The sequence below is a fragment of the Rhodococcoides kyotonense genome, assembly GCF_900188125.1.
Taxonomy (GTDB): Bacteria; Actinomycetota; Actinomycetes; order Mycobacteriales; family Mycobacteriaceae; genus Rhodococcoides; species Rhodococcoides kyotonense.
Genome location: NZ_FZOW01000003.1, coordinates 72122 through 87405 on the forward strand (window position 1 = coordinate 72122; position 15284 = coordinate 87405).

A 15284-nucleotide genomic window follows, 5' to 3' on the forward strand; every position below is an offset into this window, starting at 1 on the left:
AACAGGAAGGCGGACGTCACCGAGACGTCGTGAGTAACGAGGGGGAGGAACACACGAACAGGGCGGTAGGTGGAAAGACCTACCGCCCTGCCCGGTCTTACGAAGAGGATCAGTTCTTCTCGATCTGGTTGTAGATCGGGATTCCGTCCCAACCGATCTTCACGTTGGTCACGTTCTCCGACCAACCACTCGCTGCGTTGCGGTACCAGTTCGGCACTGCAGGCAGGTCGTTGAGCAAGATCGCCTGGGCCTGGTTGATCAGGTCCTGAGCCTTGCCCTTGTCCGTTTCGCTGGCCGACTCACGGAGCAGGCGATCGAACTCGGGGTTGCTGTAGTCACCGTCGTTGGAGCTGCCACCGGTCTGGTAGTTCTGCGCCAGGAAGCCGTACTGCTGCGGGTAGTCACCCTGCCAGCCCGAGCGGAATGCCGTCGGAATGGTGCGGTTGGTGGCTTCGGTGCGAAGCTGCGCGAACGTCGGGTACGGAGCGCCCTGTGCCTCTATGCCGAGGGTGTTGCGGATGCTGTTGGTGACCGCGTCGACCCATTCCTGGTGTCCACCGTCGGAGTTGTAGGCGATGGCGAACGTGCCGGTCCACGGTGCGATGGCGTCGGCCTGTGCCCAGAGGTCCTTGGCGGCCTCGGGGTCGTACTCGACGTTCGACTCGTTCTCGAGCGAATCGGTCCAGCCTTCGATTGCCGGGCTGGTGTAGTCCTTGGCAGGAGTACGCGTGTTGTTGAAGATCTGCTCGGTGATCTGATCGCGGTTGATCGCCTTGGAGATCGCCTGACGACGCAGCACACCCTCTTCGCCACTGAAGTGCGCGAGACGCGACGGGATGGTGAAGGTCTCGATGCTGGCGGACGGCTGGTTGACCGTGCGTCCGGGCAGATCGGTCTCGAACGTCGTCACAGCGGAGGACGGAACGTTGTCGAGTACGTCGACGTTGTTCGACAGCAGGTCCGTGTACGCGGTGTCGAGGTTGCTGTAGAGGATGAAGCTGATGCCGCCGTTGGCCGGCTTGCGGTTGCCGTCGTGGTCCGGGTTGGTGACCAGGTCGATGCGGACGTTGTGCTGCCACGCGCCTTCCTGTGCGAACTTGTACGGTCCGTTGCCGATCGGGTTCTCACCGAACGCTGCCATGTCGGCGTATGCGACCTCGGGCAGCGGGTAGTAGGCCGCGAAGCCCAGGCGATCCGGGAACGCCGCCTCGGGCTGCTTCAACTCGATGGTGAAGGTCTTGTCGTCGACGACCTGCAGACCGGACATGGTCTGTACGGTCGGGTTCTCGGCGGCGACCTCGTCGTAGCCCTGGATGGGATCGAAGAACGACCCCTGCAGCTGCGCGTTGGTGGACAGCGCGCCGTAGTTCCAGGCGTCGACGAAGGATTTCGCCGTCACGGGGGAGCCGTCGGTGAACGTCCAGCCGTCCTTCAGGGTGACGGTGTAGTTCTGGCCGTCGGTGGTGTCGATGGACTCGGCAACCTCGTTCTCGACACCGCCCTCGGGCGTGTACGAGACCAGGCCGGCGAAGATCGAGTCGACGACGCGTCCACCCGTGTTCTCGCTGGTATTGGTCGGCACGAGCGGGTTCTGCGGCTCGCCGCTCCATGCGTTGATGATCGCGGAGCCGTCGCCGGATCCACCTCCGCTGGACGAGTCACTCGATGAGCACGCTGTGACCAGCGCCGCTCCTACGACGACCGCCACTGCGGCCGTCGCAATGCGCGTTCTACGCAAAACAAATCCTCTCTTCGGTTCGATCATGGGTTTGCCATGACCGACCCCATGGGCGTCACGCCCACGGAGTTGTGTGGGGGCGACCGCCTGCCACCACGTCGTGCGCAGTAGCAACGATCTCAATACACAGGACTTTAGACACATCCTGAGATGACCATGTGAGCTGCCCCGCAAACTGCTGACTCCCGAGTAACTCCGAAACATGATCGAAACTTTTCGGCAAGTCATTTCGGACGCCCTGCGGACCCGTCCGTTCGGGCCGGACCGAAGAGATGGTCCTGAGTACCGCCTACCGCGCGAAACCTACCGATCACCGCAGATCAGAGAGTTGCAGCACGCTGCAACGGTGCGACGGCCCTCACATGTGACTACCCTCACTAAGGCTGCAGGAGCGTTGTATTCGACAGACGAAAGAGAGCCATTCGAGATGACGACCAGTACCTCCGGAGCGCACGACACAGCGGCGGATTCGTATCCACCGTCGGCGGAGTTCGCGGCTCAGGCGAATGCGACTGCCGACCTCTACGCCGACGCCGAGAAGGACCGGCTAGCGTTCTGGGCGGAACAGGCACGACGCCTGCACTGGCACACCCCGTTCACCGAGGTACTGGACTGGTCCGACGCCCCCGTTGCCAAGTGGTTCGGCGACGGCGAACTCAACGTCGCCTACAACTGCGTCGACCGCCACGTCATCGACGGACACGGGGACCAGGTCGCCATCCACTGGGAAGGCGAACCCGGCGACAGCCGCGACGTCACCTACAACGATCTCCTCGCCGAAGTCTCCCAGGCCGCGAACACCCTCACCGAACTCGGACTCGTCGCAGGCGACCGCGTCGCGATCTACATGCCGATGATCCCCGAAGCCATCGTCTCCATCCTCGCCTGCGCGCGCCTCGGACTGACCCACTCGGTCGTCTTCGCCGGCTTCTCCGCCACCGCACTGCGCTCCCGCATCGACGACGCCGAAGCCAAACTCGTCATCACCACCGACGGCCAGTGGCGACGCGGCAAGCCCGCCCCCATCAAGGAGACCGTCGACCAGGCCGTCGACGGGGCCGCATCCATCGAACATGTCCTGGTCGTCAAGCGCACCGACTCCGAGGTCTCCTGGAGCGCCCCGCGTGACCTGTGGTGGCACGAGACCGTCGCACAGGCGTCGACAACCCATGAGGCGCAACCCTTTCCGGCCGAGCACCCACTGTTCATCCTCTACACCTCCGGCACGACGGGTAAGCCCAAGGGCATCATCCACACCTCCGGCGGCTACCTGACGCAGACCTCCTACACCCACCACAACGTCTTCGACCACAAGGCGGGCAAGGACGTCTACTGGTGCACCGCCGACATCGGTTGGGTCACAGGGCATTCCTACATCGTGTACGGACCGCTCTCGAATCGCGCGACGCAGGTCGTCTACGAAGGAACACCGAATTCGCCTGACGAGCACCGGCATTGGAACGTCATCGAGAAGTACAAGGTGTCGATCTACTACACCTCCCCCACCCTCGTGCGCACATTCATGAAGTGGGGCAAAGAAATTCCCGACGCCCACGACCTCAGTTCCATCAGACTGCTCGGCTCGGTCGGCGAGCCGATCAACCCCGAAGCATGGCGGTGGTTCCGCGACGTCGTCGGCGGCGGCACCGCACCGATCGTCGACACCTGGTGGCAGACCGAAACCGGATCGATCATGGTCTCCCCACTGCCCGGCGTCACCGCCACCAAGCCCGGCTCGGCACAGACTCCCCTACCGGGCATCTCGGCGAAGATCGTCGACGACGACGCCCAGCCCCTCGGCCCCGGCGGCAACGGCTACCTCGTCCTCGACGAGCCGTGGCCGTCGATGCTCCGCGGCATCTGGGGCGACATGGACCGCTACAAGGAAACCTACTGGTCCCGCTACCCCGAGCAGGGCTGGTACTTCGCCGGTGACGGCGCCCGCTTCGACGACGACGGCGACCTCTGGGTCCTCGGCCGCGTCGACGACGTCATGAACGTCTCCGGCCACCGCATCTCCACCAGCGAGGTCGAATCCGCCCTCGTCGGACACCACGGTGTCGCCGAGGCCGCCGTCGTCGGAGCCGCCGACGAGACCACAGGACAAGGCATCGTCGCGTTCGTCATCCTGCGCGCAGGTGTGGAGAACACCGGCGACGACCTCATCGCCGAGCTGAAAGCACAAGTGGCGACCGAGATATCCCCGATCGCCAAGCCTCGGGAGATCTCCATCGTCCCCGAGCTGCCGAAGACCCGCTCCGGCAAGATCATGCGACGCCTCCTGCGCGACGTCGCCGAAGGCCGCGACCTGGGCGATACCTCCACCCTCGTCGACCCCAAGGTGTTCGAGTCGATCAAGAAGGGCCGCTAGCGGCCATGTGCACGAAAGTACATAGCCCGCTATGTACTTTCGTGCACGTGCGCGTAGCGCCTACACGTTTTCGAGCTGCTGATCCCTGGTCTCCCGCATGACGATCAGCGAGATGAGCGTCAGCGCGGCGACGATGGCGAGGTACACGCCCACCCATCCGACGCCGTAGCTGGAGACCAGCCACGTCGCGATGAACGGCGCCACCGCGGCACCGAGGATCGAGCTCGTGTTGTACGAGATTCCGGAGCCGGTGTAGCGCACGTTGGTCGGAAACAGTTCCGGCAGAACAGCACTCATCGGTCCGAACGTCAGGCCCATCAAGCCGAGGCCGACGCACATGAAGACCAGCATGCGGCCGGCGGACGCATCCTCGGGAGCCGCGAACCAGTGGAACGACAGACCGAACACGACGATCGCAGCGGTGATGACGATCAGGGTGGGGCGACGGCCGTACTTGTCGGCGAGCAGACCCGCGACAGGAATCAGGGCGGCGAAGAACAGAACCGCGATCAGCTGCAGCTCGAGGAAATCGGTGTAGGCGATGGTGATCTTCGGCCCGTTGACGTCGGAAACCTTGCCGGTTCCGTAGCTGACCACCCACGTCGTCATGATGTAAAAGAGGGTGTAGGTGGCGAGCATGACGAACGTGCCGATGATCAGCTGACGCCAGCTCGTCTTGAAGACCTCGGCGAGCGGTGTCTTGACCTTCTGGCCGCGCTCGACGGCGAGTTTGAACACCGGCGTCTCTTCGAGCTTCAGACGCACGTACAGGCCGATGATGACCATGACTGCGCTGAGCAGGAACGGGATTCGCCAGCCCCACGTGAGGAACGCGTGGTCGGTGCCGGAGTTCGCGGCGTCGTAGCCGGTGATGATGACGATCAGCAGGAAGATGCCGTTGGCGAAGAAGAAGCCGATCGGTGCGCCGAGCTGCGGGTACATCGCGGCCCATGCGCGCTTGCCTGGCTTGGCCGTCTCCGTGGCCAGAAGTGCAGCGCCACTCCACTCACCGCCCAGGCCGACGCCCTGAGCGAAACGCATCAGAGCCAGCAACGCGGGCGCGATGATTCCCACCGCTCCGTACGTCGGCAGCAGGCCGATCAGGAAGGTCGCGATTCCCATCGTCAAGAGCGAGCCGACGAGGGTTGCCTTGCGGCCGATACGGTCACCGAAGTGGCCGAACAGGACCGATCCGATGGGACGTGCAACGAACGCGAGCCCGAACGTCGCGAACGACGCCAGCAGAGCCGTCGTGTCGTTGCCTGCCGGGAAGAACAGCTTGGGGAAAACCAGCACCGCGGCGGTGGCGTAGATGTAGAAGTCGAAGAACTCGATCGACGTCCCGACCATCGAGGCGACGACGATACGAGACCGTGGTACCTCCGGGGCCGGTGCCGTGGTGCCGTCGCCGGGGACGGCGGAGGTAGTGCTCACGGTTGTGCTCCTGCTTTTGCGCTTCGAAGAATGGGGTAGTACTTCTGTGCAAATTACCTGATGACAGCCTGAGAAAATCAGCGGATCCCGAATTCTGCGGCCTGTAGGACGGCCGCTCGAGCGCGGGCAGCCTGATCGGCACTAGTGTTACGGCAGACCGGCCGAGACCAGAATCATCAGCACCAGCAAGTGGAGGGGTCGAGAAGTTGAGCGAGACCAATCGCGGCAATGGAACTGCATACCCGGAGGGCGTACCGAACACGATCTCGTCGATCCCTCTGTCGGATCCGGACTATCGCGCCCCGGGCACCGGCAGCATCGGCAACCTCGTCAAGGACGCGACGGCGCAGGTCTCCACGCTGGTCCGCGCCGAGGTCGAGCTCGCCAAGGCCGAGGTCACCGGCGAGATCAAGAAGGGCCTGCAGGGCAGCCTGTTCTTCCTGCTCGCACTGGCCGTGCTGATCTTCAGTGCCTTCTTCTTCTTCTTCTTCGCTGCCGAGACGCTCGACATCTGGCTGCCCCGGTGGGCCGCGTTCCTGATCGTGTTCGTCTTCATGGTGTTGGTCGCCGCGATCTTCGCGTTCCTCGGATACCGACGCGTCAAGAAGCTGCGGAAGCCGGAGAAGACCATCGACTCGCTGAAGCAGGCTTCGACGGTTCTGCCCAGCCAGCACGAGTCCACACCCGGTATCCCCGGTTACAAGAAGTAGCGACGCACGCCGCGGGGCTCGCCGATGATTCAGCCTGATCCGTCCACCGTTCGCTTCGGTGGGCCGTGGATCCACCGCGATGTACATGCGAACGGCATCCGCTTCCACGTCGTCGAGGCGGCGGATGTGCCGTCGGATGCCCCGCTCGTCGTGCTGTTGCACGGTTTCGCCGACTTCTGGTGGTCGTGGCGTCATCAGCTGACGGCACTGTCGCGGGCCGGGTACCGCGCTGTGGCCGTCGACCTGCGTGGTTACGGCGACAGCGACAAGCCGCCCCGCGGTTACGACGGCTGGACTCTGGCCGGTGACGTCGTCGGCCTCATTCGAGCTCTCGGTTACGGCAAGGCGACGCTCGTCGGGCATGCCGACGGGGGTCTGGTCTGCTGGGCGACGGCGGCGCTGCACCCCCGAATGACACGGGCGATCGGATTGGTCGCATCCCCCCACCCCATCGCGCTGCGTCGGTCCGTACTGCGCGACAAGGCGCAACGACGCGCACTGCTTCCGTACTTTCTGCGCTACCAGGTTCCGATTGCGCCCGAGCGCGCGTTGACCAAGAACGACGGGATTGCCGTCGAACATGTTCTCCGCGCCCGGACATCCGACGCCTGGCAGAACACCGACGAGTTCGACGACGTCGTGACGCAGATGCGGTCGGCAATTCGAATCGCCGGTGCCGCCCACTGTGCGCTGGAGTATCAGCGCTGGGCGTTCCGTAGTCAGTTCCGATCCGACGGTAGGCGATTCATGCAGGCGATGAACACTCGGCTCGACATCCCTGTGCTGCAGATCCACGGTGACCGCGACCCGTACGTGCTGTCGCGGACCGTCGGTGCCGACGCGAGATGGGCGCCGCAGCAGCGTCTGCATACCGTCGTCGGCGCGGGTCACTACGTGCATCAGGAATCCCACGACGAGGTCACCGAGCAGCTTCTGGCTCTCTGCCGCGACTGAGGGACGCAGAATTCCTGGCCCGGCCGGCTGATCCTAGGACGTGCAAGTAATGTGCATCTCATCCGACGATCAGGGGAGATGTAGATGACAGAAACCGTATTGGTAGCAGGCGCACGGACGCCGATCGGGAAGCTCGCCGGAGCGCTCGCGTCGCTCAGTGCCGCCGACCTGGGCGCGCACGCGATCCGCGGCGCACTCACCAAGGCAGGCGTCGACGCATCGGCAGTCGACGCGGTCATCATGGGCAACGTCGTCCAGGCAGGCGTCGGACCCAACCCGGCACGCCAAGCCGCAGCCGCCGCGGACATCCCCCTGACCACCCCGGCGATCACAATCAACAACCTGTGCCTGTCCGGGCTGCAGGCCATCATCGACGCCGACCGGCTCATCAAGTCCGGAGACGCCGACATCGTCGTCGCAGGCGGCATGGAGTCGATGACGAACGCTCCCTACCTCGCCCGTGGCGCACGTACCGGATTCCGCTACGGCTCGGCTGCGCTCGACGACGCACTCGACCGCGACGCCCTCATCTGCGCCTTCGACGACGTCTCCATGGGCGAAGCCACCGACCGCTACGTCCAGGGCACCGACCTCGATCGCGCGGGCCAGGACGCATTCGCCGCCCGCTCCCACGAACTCGCCGCAGCGGCAACCGAAGACAAGACCTTCGCCGACGAGATCGTCCCCGTCGAGATCAAGAGCCGACGCGGAACCACCACCGTCACCGACGACGAAGGTATCCGCGCCGGCACGACCGCCGAAAGCCTCGGCAAGCTTCGCCCGGCGTTCCTCGCCGACGGCACCATCACCGCCGGGTCTGCGTCACAGCTGTCCGACGGTGCCGCCGCGGTGGTGTTGATGAGCAAGACCAAAGCTCAGGAACTCGGTCTCGAGTGGCTCGCTGAATTGGGGACTTCGGCCTTCGTCGCCGGACCCGACACGTCACTGCTGCACCAGCCCGCCAACGCGATCGCCAAGGCGCTCGAGAAGGACGGTGACCTGAAGGTCGGCGATCTGGATCTCGTCGAGATCAACGAAGCGTTCGCCGGTGTCGCGCTGGCCTCGGTCGGCCAGCTCGGACTCGATGCCGACAAGGTCAACATCCACGGCGGCGCGATCGCGCTCGGCCATCCCGTCGGGATGTCGGGCGCTCGCCTGGCGCTCTCGCTCGCGCACTCGCTGAAGCGGCGCGGCGGTGGCGTCGGAGCAGCCGCCCTGTGCGGCGGCGGCGGTCAAGGGAACGCGCTGATTCTCAGGGGCTGACGCCCATGTGCGCGGAAATACATACAGGGCTATGTATTTTCGTGCACATGGCGGCGCAGCCGCCCTACACGATGCAAACCCCAGTCCCGACTGAAACCGAGCTGCTCATGCCCTCGGCGAACTCGTCGGCGACCTCACTGGCGGTCAGAACGAAGCCGGTCTCGGGGTCGTCGACGGCCGCGCCGAACACGAGTCCGAGCACCTGGCCGTCCTCGGCGACGAGCGGCCCACCGGAGTTGCCCTGCCGCACCGAGCCGCGGACGGTGTACACCTGCCGCTCGACGGTTCCGGTCCGGTAGATGTCCGGTCCTTCGAGGTTCAACGTCTCGCGGATACGCGCCGGGCTCGCGGTGTACGGCCCGCCGCCCGGGTAGCCGAGCACGATGGCACTCTCCCCCGACACCGCGGGCTGCGACGAGAAGTTCAGGACGGGTGCATCGAGGCCGGGAACGCGCAGGATCGCAACGTCTTCCTCGGGATCGAACAGCACGACTTCGGCGTCGTAGACGGTGCCGAGCGAATCGACCGTGACGCCTTCGGTTCCGGCGACGACGTGGGCGTTGGTCATGACGATCTCCGGTGCCACGACGAATCCCGATCCTTCGAGCGCCTTCTGGCAGCTCGGTGCGACGCCGCTGATTTTCAGCACACTCTGCTGCAATTGCCCGACCAGCGGACTCGCCTGCAACGCGGGATCGGGCGGCTCGACGTTCGCCACCGGAGTACGACCGAACGGGCCGATGACGTCGGGCAGCCCGGACGTGTCGAGCAGCGCGGAGAACTCCTTGGGAATCCCGCGAAGCCATTGTGGTGCAACCTCGTCGACCTTGCCGAGCACCTGCGAACTGCGCACGGCAGTGGCCACTTCCGGCTGCGACGACGACGTCAGCGGAATCGCCAGCAGCCACGCCGCCGCGAGTACGGCTGCGGCTTGGAGGACCGCACCGACGACGCTGTCGACGGATCGGGCACCGCGCGAATGCATTCCGCTACGCAGCGCTCGACCGAGCACCATTCCGGAGACCTCGCCGATGATGACGAGCACCACGATCAACGCGATACCCACGAACACCCGCAGCCTCGTGCCGTCGACGTACTCCAGAACGTGTGGCGCGATGAGGATTCCGGCGACCGCTCCGAGCACGACACCCAGAAAAGCCATCGCCGACGCCACCGCACCCTGGCGCCATCCCGACGTCGCGGCCAGCAGTGCGATTCCGACGACCGCGAGATCGACCCACGCCCCGCCGGTCACTGGTCCAATCCTGCGGACCGACCGTTCAAACCGGCATCTACGGCAGCCAAACTCGCCTCCAGATCACGAATGTCCGATGTGTCCCATGCGGTTTCCCAGCCGGACACGGCCAGGAGACCAGCCAGAATACCGCCGGTGAAGCCCCACACGAGCATCCCGTCGACGGCGAAGGCCGGACCTTGATATCCGGCGGGATGCCGGACCTGGAATCGGTTGTCGGGGTCGAGCAGGTCGCGCACCGGCACTCGGACGACGCGTTCGGCCTCGGCGGTGTCGACGACTCCGACGCGACTGGGAGTCCGCCAGTAGGCGAGGACGGGTACGACGTCGAAACGCGACGGCGGCACGTAGATGCCCGGCATCGTCGCGAGCGGTTGGACTCCGGCCGGGTCGAGACCGGTCTCTTCTCTGGCCTCGCGCAACGCCGTCGCCGTCGGAGACTCGTCACCGGGATCGGTCGCGCCTCCGGGGAACGCGACCTGGCCGCTGTGTTGTCGCAGCGTCGCGGCCCGCTGCGTCAGCAGGATGTCGGCGTCGGCGGGCAGGCCGCCCTTGGACGTCGGGTCGGCGTCGTAAGACCCACCGAACAGCACAAGCACGGACGCGGGACGCGTCGGCTCGGAACCGGCCGCCTTACGTTGCAGGACAGGGTTGATGCCGTGTGTGTCGGCGAGCCCGTGCTCGCCTCCCGCTGCGTCGACGACGGCGTGTAGCCATTGCGGCGCGGTCACCGGGCGATACCGAGGTCGGTGCGGACGGCGTCGGCGATCTCGTCGACGCTTCGAAAAGGTTGTGGCAACACTCTGGCGACATTGCCATCCGCGTCGATCAGAACCGACACCGGTAGCACGCTCGGCGCGCCGACGGCTGTCGCTATACGACCTGCCCCGTCCTGCACACCGGGGAGATGGACGCCGTAGTCCGCGAGCTTGGTCAGTCCGTTCGCTTCGTTCCGATCCTGGTGCACCGTGAGGACGGTCAGCTGGTCCGCGACACTGTCGGCGTATTCCTGCAGGTGCGGCAACTCTTCGGCACACGGCCCACACCAGTACGCCCACAGATTGATCAGCGCAGGCTTGCCCGCGAGGGCCTGACCCAGGTCGACGCGGCTGCCGTCGCCGATGCATTCGAGCACGATCCCGGCCAGCGGTCCCGAGGCATCGGCGCCCGCAGGAGGGCATGGGTCGAGGTCTGCTCGCTCACGCAACGGCGCGAGGGCTTCCGCGGTGTCGGAGTCGCGGCGTTCCTCGACGACGGGAGTGCCTTGCCCGGGGCCGGTCGCCGTCGTCGGCGTGTCGTCGCCACGGGGCCAGATCGCGAACACGAGGGCGACGACCACGAGGAGCGCCGCAAGAGACCACCGTGCAGCAGAACCGCTCATGACTCGATTCCGGCCAATTCGAGGATGTGGTCCGTCTCGGGTCCCTTCACCAACGCCGCCGCAGCTACCTTGTCGACGGGTCCCAGCCCGTACGACGGGCAGTCCTTCGCGAGTATGCAGACACCGCACGCCGGTTTCCGCGCATGGCATACACGCCGGCCGTGGAAGATCACGCGGTGCGACAGCAGTGTCCATTCCTTGCGCTCGATGAGGGCGCCGACTGCGTGCTCGACCTTGACCGGGTCCTCCTCCTCGGTCCACTGCCAGCGGCGAACGAGCCTGCCGAAGTGAGTGTCGACGGTGATTCCCGGGACGTCGAACGCGTTGCCGAGGACGACGTTCGCGGTCTTCCGGCCGATACCCGGCAGCGTGACGAGGTCCTTCAGGTTCGCCGGAACCTCTCCGTCGAACCTCTCGAGAAGCGCCGACCCGAGACCGATCAACGAGTTGGCCTTGTTTCGATAGAAGCCGGTCGTTCGGATGTACTCCTCGAGTTCCGTTCTGTCCGCTTCGGCGTAGTCCCGCGCAGTGCGATATCTCACGAACAGACCGGGCGTCACCATGTTGACGCGTTTATCGGTGCATTGCGCCGACAGGATCGTCGCGACGGCCAATTCCAGCGGATTGGTGAAGTCGAGTTCGCAGTACACATGCGGAAACTCGCGGGCCAGCTCGCGATTCATGCGTCTGGCGCGTCGCACGAGCCCCAATCGCGTCTCCTCACGTTTGCGCACGTCGAGGGCTTTCGGGGCTGTCGATTTCACTCCACAACTGTACGGACAAGAATCGGCAACGAATCTGCCCTGTGTTCTTATCGAGACCTTCTGGGTGTTTACTGCTCGGTATGCAAGGACTCGCCGTGGTGCTCTTTCCAGTGCTCCTGATGATGTTCGCGCTCGCCATGGAGCGTGTGGAGTTCAGGTTGAGCAAGCTGGGAGTTCACGAACAAGAGGTGCAGGAATTTCTCGATCAGGCCAGCTCCTCGGAGGTCGCGACACTCGCGAACGAGGGCATGCCACACGCACTGGATCGCTTCAACGACCGCAAGCGCCGGGCGCCGGTCACCTCGAGCTCCGAGGACCTGGCGGACCAGCGCGCAAGCTGACTTCTCCTACCCCGAAACCAGTGTTCATCGAGTGAAATTTCGGTTAACGCCCATTTACGTGCGATTTCTTCACGAACTTCCGGTGGCGCCGATCACTCGCTTCCGATCTCGGCGAAGTAGACTTCACCGAGATAATTGTCATGTTTGATTACTGGCGTGGGTTCGGACGTCGCGAGACCGACGGATCCATGCCGCGTGAAACGCCTTCGTCGGCACGGGTGACCGGTTCGACGACATCCCAAAAGGAGCGCAAGTGGACGACGTCCTGGCACGGGCCGGCATCTTCCAAGGAGTCGAGCCCTCGGCGGTAGCGGCGCTGACGAAGCAGCTGCAGCCGGTCGATTTCCCCCGTGGACACGTGGTCTTCAACGAGGGTGAGCCGGGAGATCGGCTGTACATCATCGTCTCCGGCAAGATCAAGCTCGGTCGTCGCTCTCCTGACGGACGTGAGAATCTGCTGACGATCATGGGCCCGTCGGACATGTTCGGTGAGCTGTCGATCTTCGATCCCGGCCCCCGCACGTCGACCGCGACGACGGTCACCGAGGTGCGTGCCGTGAGCATGGACCGCGACGCACTCAAGGCATGGATCGATCAGCGCCCCGAGATCGCCGAGCAGCTGCTGCGCGTGTTGGCCCGTCGCTTGCGTCGAACCAACAACAACCTCGCGGACCTGATCTTCACCGACGTACCCGGCCGCGTCGCCAAGGCACTGCTGCAGCTCGCTCAGCGCTTCGGCACCCAGGAAGCCGGCTCGCTCCGCGTCACGCACGACCTGACGCAGGAAGAGATCGCACAGCTCGTCGGCGCATCTCGCGAGACCGTCAACAAGGCTCTTGCCGACTTCGCGCACCGCGGATGGCTGCGCCTCGAAGGCAAGAGCGTGCTGATCTCGGACTCCGAGCGTCTCGCACGTCGCGCGCGCTAGTTCTCCCGTAGGTAGGTCAGCTGCGCTTTGACCGACATCCGCGCAGCTGGCCACAGCTTCTTGTCGACGTCCGCATAGACGTGCTTCACCACCTGCATCGGCTTGGCGTCGTTGCCGAGCTGCGCGAGCGCTGCCTTGATCTGCTCCAGACGCTCCAGCCGGTGCTTTCGGTAGAACCGCGCGACCTCCGCGGTGTCGGGGACCTCGGCGCCGTGCCCGGGTAGCGCGAGTTTGCCTTCTCCTGCGGTTTCGAGCCGGTCCAGCGAGTTCAGATAGTCGGCCAGAGTGCCGTCCTTCGGGTCGAGCACTGTCGTACCGCGGCCGAGGATCGTGTCGCCGGTGAGAACCGCGTCGTCGAGGACGAAGCTGACCGAATCCGCGGTGTGCCCCGGCGTCGCGAGCACGGTGATGCGCAGACCCGCTGCCTCGATCACTTCACCGTCCGTCAGCGGTGTGCTGCCGTGGACGTACTTCTCCGACAGCGCGCGAATCGGCGCGCCCGTCTTCCTGTGAAACCTCTTCAGCCCGCCCGTGTGGTCCTTGTGCCGGTGCGTCACGAGCGCGAGAACGACGTTCCCGGTCGACGCCACCGCGTCGAGATGCTCGGAGTCCTTCGGTCCCGGATCGACGACGACGACATTCTCACTCCCCGGCGCGCGGAGAATCCACGTGTTGGTGCCGTCGAGCGTCATCTTGCCTGGGTTGTCGGCGAGCAGAACCGCTGCCGTGTCGGTCACCTGCCGGAGCTGACCGTATGCCGGGTGCGCGAGTGTCATGCCCGTACTTTAAGAGCATGAGAATCGGACTGGTAGGTGCAGGCCCCTGGGCACGGTCGACGCACGGTCCCGCGCTGGCCGCACATGCAGGCGTCGAGTTCGTCGGTGTGTGGGCGCGACGTCCCGACGCGGCCGCGGCACTCGGAGCGCCGGTGTACGACAGTTACGACGCATTGCTCGCCGACGTCGACGCCGTCTCGTTCGCTGTGCCGCCGGAAGTGCAGGGGCCGATGGCCGTCGCCGCTGCCGAAGCCGGCAGGCATGTGCTGTTGGACAAGCCGATCGCCGCAACTCTCGACGATGCCGAGCGTCTGGCAGATGCCGTCCGGCAGGCTTCGGTTCGGTCGATCGTGGCGCTGACGCGTCGATTCGCGCCGGAGACTCGCGCGTTCCTGGCCGCTGCACGCGGGCAGGATTTCAGCGCCGGGTCGGGGACGTGGCTGTCGGGCGCGGTGTTGGGCGGCGAGTACTCGCTGTCGGAGTGGCGTCACCGAGACGGGGCGTTGTTCGACGTCGGACCGCACATCTTCGATCTGCTGGACGTCGCGCTGGGTTCGATCACCGGCGTCGCACTGTCGCGGTGGGACAGGGCGTCGGACGCGTGGACGATCGTGCTCGAGCACGCAGGAGGTGCGGTCAGTACATCGCTGATGTCTCTGCGGACGCCGGTGCAGCCGTCACTGTTTCGCGTGGAGTTGAGCGGCAGCGACGGCGTCGTGTCGTTGGCCGACAGGTCGACGTCTGCGACGGACTGCTTCGCGGTTCTGCTCGACGAGCTCCTGGAGTCGATCGAGTCCGGAACCGAGCACTCCTGCTCGGTGCAGCGGGGATTGCACCTGCAGAAGGTGCTTGCGCATGTGCACGAAAATACATAGCCCCCTATGTATTTTCGTGCACATGCGACGAAGTCGCCTATACCTCGACGATCAGCTCGACCTCGACGGGAGCACCCAGCGGTAGCTCCGCGACGCCGACGGCAGACCGGGCATGCTTGCCCGCGTCACCGAAGATCTCGCCGATGATGTTCGACGACCCGTTGATCACACCGGGCTGCCCGGTGAACCCCGGCGCCGACGCGACGAAACCGACGACCTTGACGACTCGTTTGATCGCATCGACCCCGACGAGGGCGTCGATCGCGGCGAGCGCGTTGAGTGCGCACACACGAGCGGCCTCGGTGGCGTCCTCCGCGGACACCTCGGCGCCAACCTTGCCGGTCGCGGTCAGTTCCCCTGCCACGAGCGGCAACTGTCCCGACGTGTAGACGAGCGAACCCGTCTGCACCGCTGGAATGTAGGCCGCGAGCGGAGGAACGACGGACGGAAGTTCGATTCCGAGTTCGGCCAGGCGCGTCGACCAGTCAGCCATC

Annotated in this window: 15 protein-coding genes; 7 read left to right on the plus strand and 8 right to left on the minus strand. The window is 65.2% G+C overall.

The features are described from left to right. Nucleotides 1-109: 109 nt before the first annotated feature. Nucleotides 110-1765 (minus strand): peptide ABC transporter substrate-binding protein, encoded by a 1656-nt coding sequence (locus CHB96_RS05880; RefSeq protein WP_217899926.1) that lies wholly within the window; start codon nt 1763-1765, stop codon nt 110-112. 400 nt (nt 1766-2165) lie between these two features. Here CHB96_RS05880 and acs point away from each other — a divergent pair, with 400 nt between their 5' ends. Next, on the plus strand, nt 2166-4109 hold the full coding sequence (acs, locus tag CHB96_RS05885) for an acetate--CoA ligase (RefSeq protein ID WP_089244067.1): 1944 nt from the start codon (nt 2166-2168) through the stop codon (nt 4107-4109). A gap of 60 nt (nt 4110-4169) precedes the next feature. On the opposite strand, the gene CHB96_RS05890 is transcribed toward acs, so the two are convergent. After that, nucleotides 4170-5543 (minus strand): MFS transporter, encoded by a 1374-nt coding sequence (locus tag CHB96_RS05890; protein ID WP_176444168.1) that lies wholly within the window; start codon nt 5541-5543, stop codon nt 4170-4172. A 206-nt stretch (nt 5544-5749) separates the two neighbouring features. Between CHB96_RS05890 and CHB96_RS05895 the strand changes: the two genes are divergently transcribed. The 3 genes from CHB96_RS05895 (at nt 5750) to CHB96_RS05905 (ending at nt 8470) form a co-directional block, all read left to right on the plus strand. Beyond that, entirely contained in the window at nt 5750-6253 is a 504-nt protein-coding gene (locus CHB96_RS05895; protein ID WP_089244069.1) for a phage holin family protein, read from the plus strand. 24 nt (nt 6254-6277) lie between these two features. Then, entirely contained in the window at nt 6278-7207 is a 930-nt protein-coding gene (locus CHB96_RS05900; protein WP_089244071.1) for an alpha/beta fold hydrolase, read from the plus strand. A gap of 84 nt (nt 7208-7291) precedes the next feature. Then, complete coding sequence (locus tag CHB96_RS05905; protein WP_089244073.1) at nt 7292-8470, plus strand: acetyl-CoA C-acyltransferase; 1179 nt, start codon at nt 7292-7294, stop codon at nt 8468-8470. A 64-nt stretch (nt 8471-8534) separates the two neighbouring features. Here CHB96_RS05905 and CHB96_RS05910 read toward each other — a convergent pair whose 3' ends face one another. Genes CHB96_RS05910 through nth form a run of 4 tightly spaced genes read right to left on the minus strand, consistent with a single transcriptional unit; the run spans nt 8535 to nt 11789 of the window. Continuing rightward, the gene (locus tag CHB96_RS05910; RefSeq protein WP_089244075.1) at nt 8535-9725 is read right to left on the minus strand and encodes a MarP family serine protease; all 1191 of its coding nucleotides are present in this window, start codon (nt 9723-9725) and stop codon (nt 8535-8537) included. Continuing rightward, nucleotides 9722-10456, minus strand: a complete 735-nt coding sequence (locus tag CHB96_RS05915; protein WP_089244077.1) for an NUDIX hydrolase — start codon at nt 10454-10456, stop codon at nt 9722-9724. The genes CHB96_RS05910 and CHB96_RS05915 overlap by 4 nt, the downstream gene beginning before the upstream one ends. Further along, nucleotides 10453-11106, minus strand: a complete 654-nt coding sequence (locus CHB96_RS05920; protein WP_089244079.1) for a TlpA family protein disulfide reductase — start codon at nt 11104-11106, stop codon at nt 10453-10455. Before CHB96_RS05920 ends, CHB96_RS05915 begins: the two co-directional genes overlap by 4 nt. Then, nucleotides 11103-11789, minus strand: a complete 687-nt coding sequence (gene nth, locus CHB96_RS05925; RefSeq protein ID WP_245865335.1) for an endonuclease III — start codon at nt 11787-11789, stop codon at nt 11103-11105. The genes CHB96_RS05920 and nth overlap by 4 nt, the downstream gene beginning before the upstream one ends. Nucleotides 11790-11950: 161 nt before the next feature. Here nth and CHB96_RS05930 point away from each other — a divergent pair, with 161 nt between their 5' ends. Continuing rightward, a complete protein-coding gene (locus CHB96_RS05930; RefSeq protein WP_089244083.1) occupies nt 11951-12211 on the plus strand; it encodes a hypothetical protein in 261 nt (86 codons plus the stop codon). 253 nt (nt 12212-12464) lie between these two features. Further along, nucleotides 12465-13139, plus strand: a complete 675-nt coding sequence (locus CHB96_RS05935; RefSeq protein ID WP_019662947.1) for a Crp/Fnr family transcriptional regulator — start codon at nt 12465-12467, stop codon at nt 13137-13139. On the opposite strand, the gene CHB96_RS05940 is transcribed toward CHB96_RS05935, so the two are convergent. After that, nucleotides 13136-13915 (minus strand): MBL fold metallo-hydrolase, encoded by a 780-nt coding sequence (locus CHB96_RS05940; RefSeq protein ID WP_089244085.1) that lies wholly within the window; start codon nt 13913-13915, stop codon nt 13136-13138. The two genes, CHB96_RS05935 and CHB96_RS05940, sit on opposite strands and share 4 nt — an antisense overlap. A gap of 17 nt (nt 13916-13932) precedes the next feature. Between CHB96_RS05940 and CHB96_RS05945 the strand changes: the two genes are divergently transcribed. Then, on the plus strand, nt 13933-14790 hold the full coding sequence (locus CHB96_RS05945; protein ID WP_089244087.1) for a Gfo/Idh/MocA family protein: 858 nt from the start codon (nt 13933-13935) through the stop codon (nt 14788-14790). A gap of 37 nt (nt 14791-14827) precedes the next feature. Here the strand turns inward: CHB96_RS05945 and CHB96_RS05950 are convergent, their stop codons facing one another. Next, nucleotides 14828-15283 (minus strand): RidA family protein, encoded by a 456-nt coding sequence (locus CHB96_RS05950; RefSeq protein ID WP_089244089.1) that lies wholly within the window; start codon nt 15281-15283, stop codon nt 14828-14830. Between the last annotated feature and the right edge of the window lies 1 nt (nt 15284).

What these genes read in the sequence shown, in the direction of transcription:
- CHB96_RS05880 (WP_217899926.1), bottom strand. Translation starts at nt 1,765, where the DNA reads ATGATCGAACCGAAGAGAGGATTTGTTTTGCGTAGAACGCGCATTGCG.
- acs (WP_089244067.1), top strand. Translation starts at nt 2,166, where the DNA reads ATGACGACCAGTACCTCCGGAGCGCACGACACAGCGGCGGATTCGTAT.
- CHB96_RS05900 (WP_089244071.1), top strand. Translation starts at nt 6,278, where the DNA reads ATGATTCAGCCTGATCCGTCCACCGTTCGCTTCGGTGGGCCGTGGATC.
- CHB96_RS05905 (WP_089244073.1), top strand. Translation starts at nt 7,292, where the DNA reads ATGACAGAAACCGTATTGGTAGCAGGCGCACGGACGCCGATCGGGAAG.
- CHB96_RS05920 (WP_089244079.1), bottom strand. Translation starts at nt 11,106, where the DNA reads ATGAGCGGTTCTGCTGCACGGTGGTCTCTTGCGGCGCTCCTCGTGGTC.
- nth (WP_245865335.1), bottom strand. Translation starts at nt 11,789, where the DNA reads ATGAATCGCGAGCTGGCCCGCGAGTTTCCGCATGTGTACTGCGAACTC.
- CHB96_RS05930 (WP_089244083.1), top strand. Translation starts at nt 11,951, where the DNA reads ATGCAAGGACTCGCCGTGGTGCTCTTTCCAGTGCTCCTGATGATGTTC.
- CHB96_RS05940 (WP_089244085.1), bottom strand. Translation starts at nt 13,915, where the DNA reads ATGACACTCGCGCACCCGGCATACGGTCAGCTCCGGCAGGTGACCGAC.
- CHB96_RS05945 (WP_089244087.1), top strand. Translation starts at nt 13,933, where the DNA reads ATGAGAATCGGACTGGTAGGTGCAGGCCCCTGGGCACGGTCGACGCAC.
- CHB96_RS05950 (WP_089244089.1), bottom strand. Translation starts at nt 15,283, where the DNA reads ATGGCTGACTGGTCGACGCGCCTGGCCGAACTCGGAATCGAACTTCCG.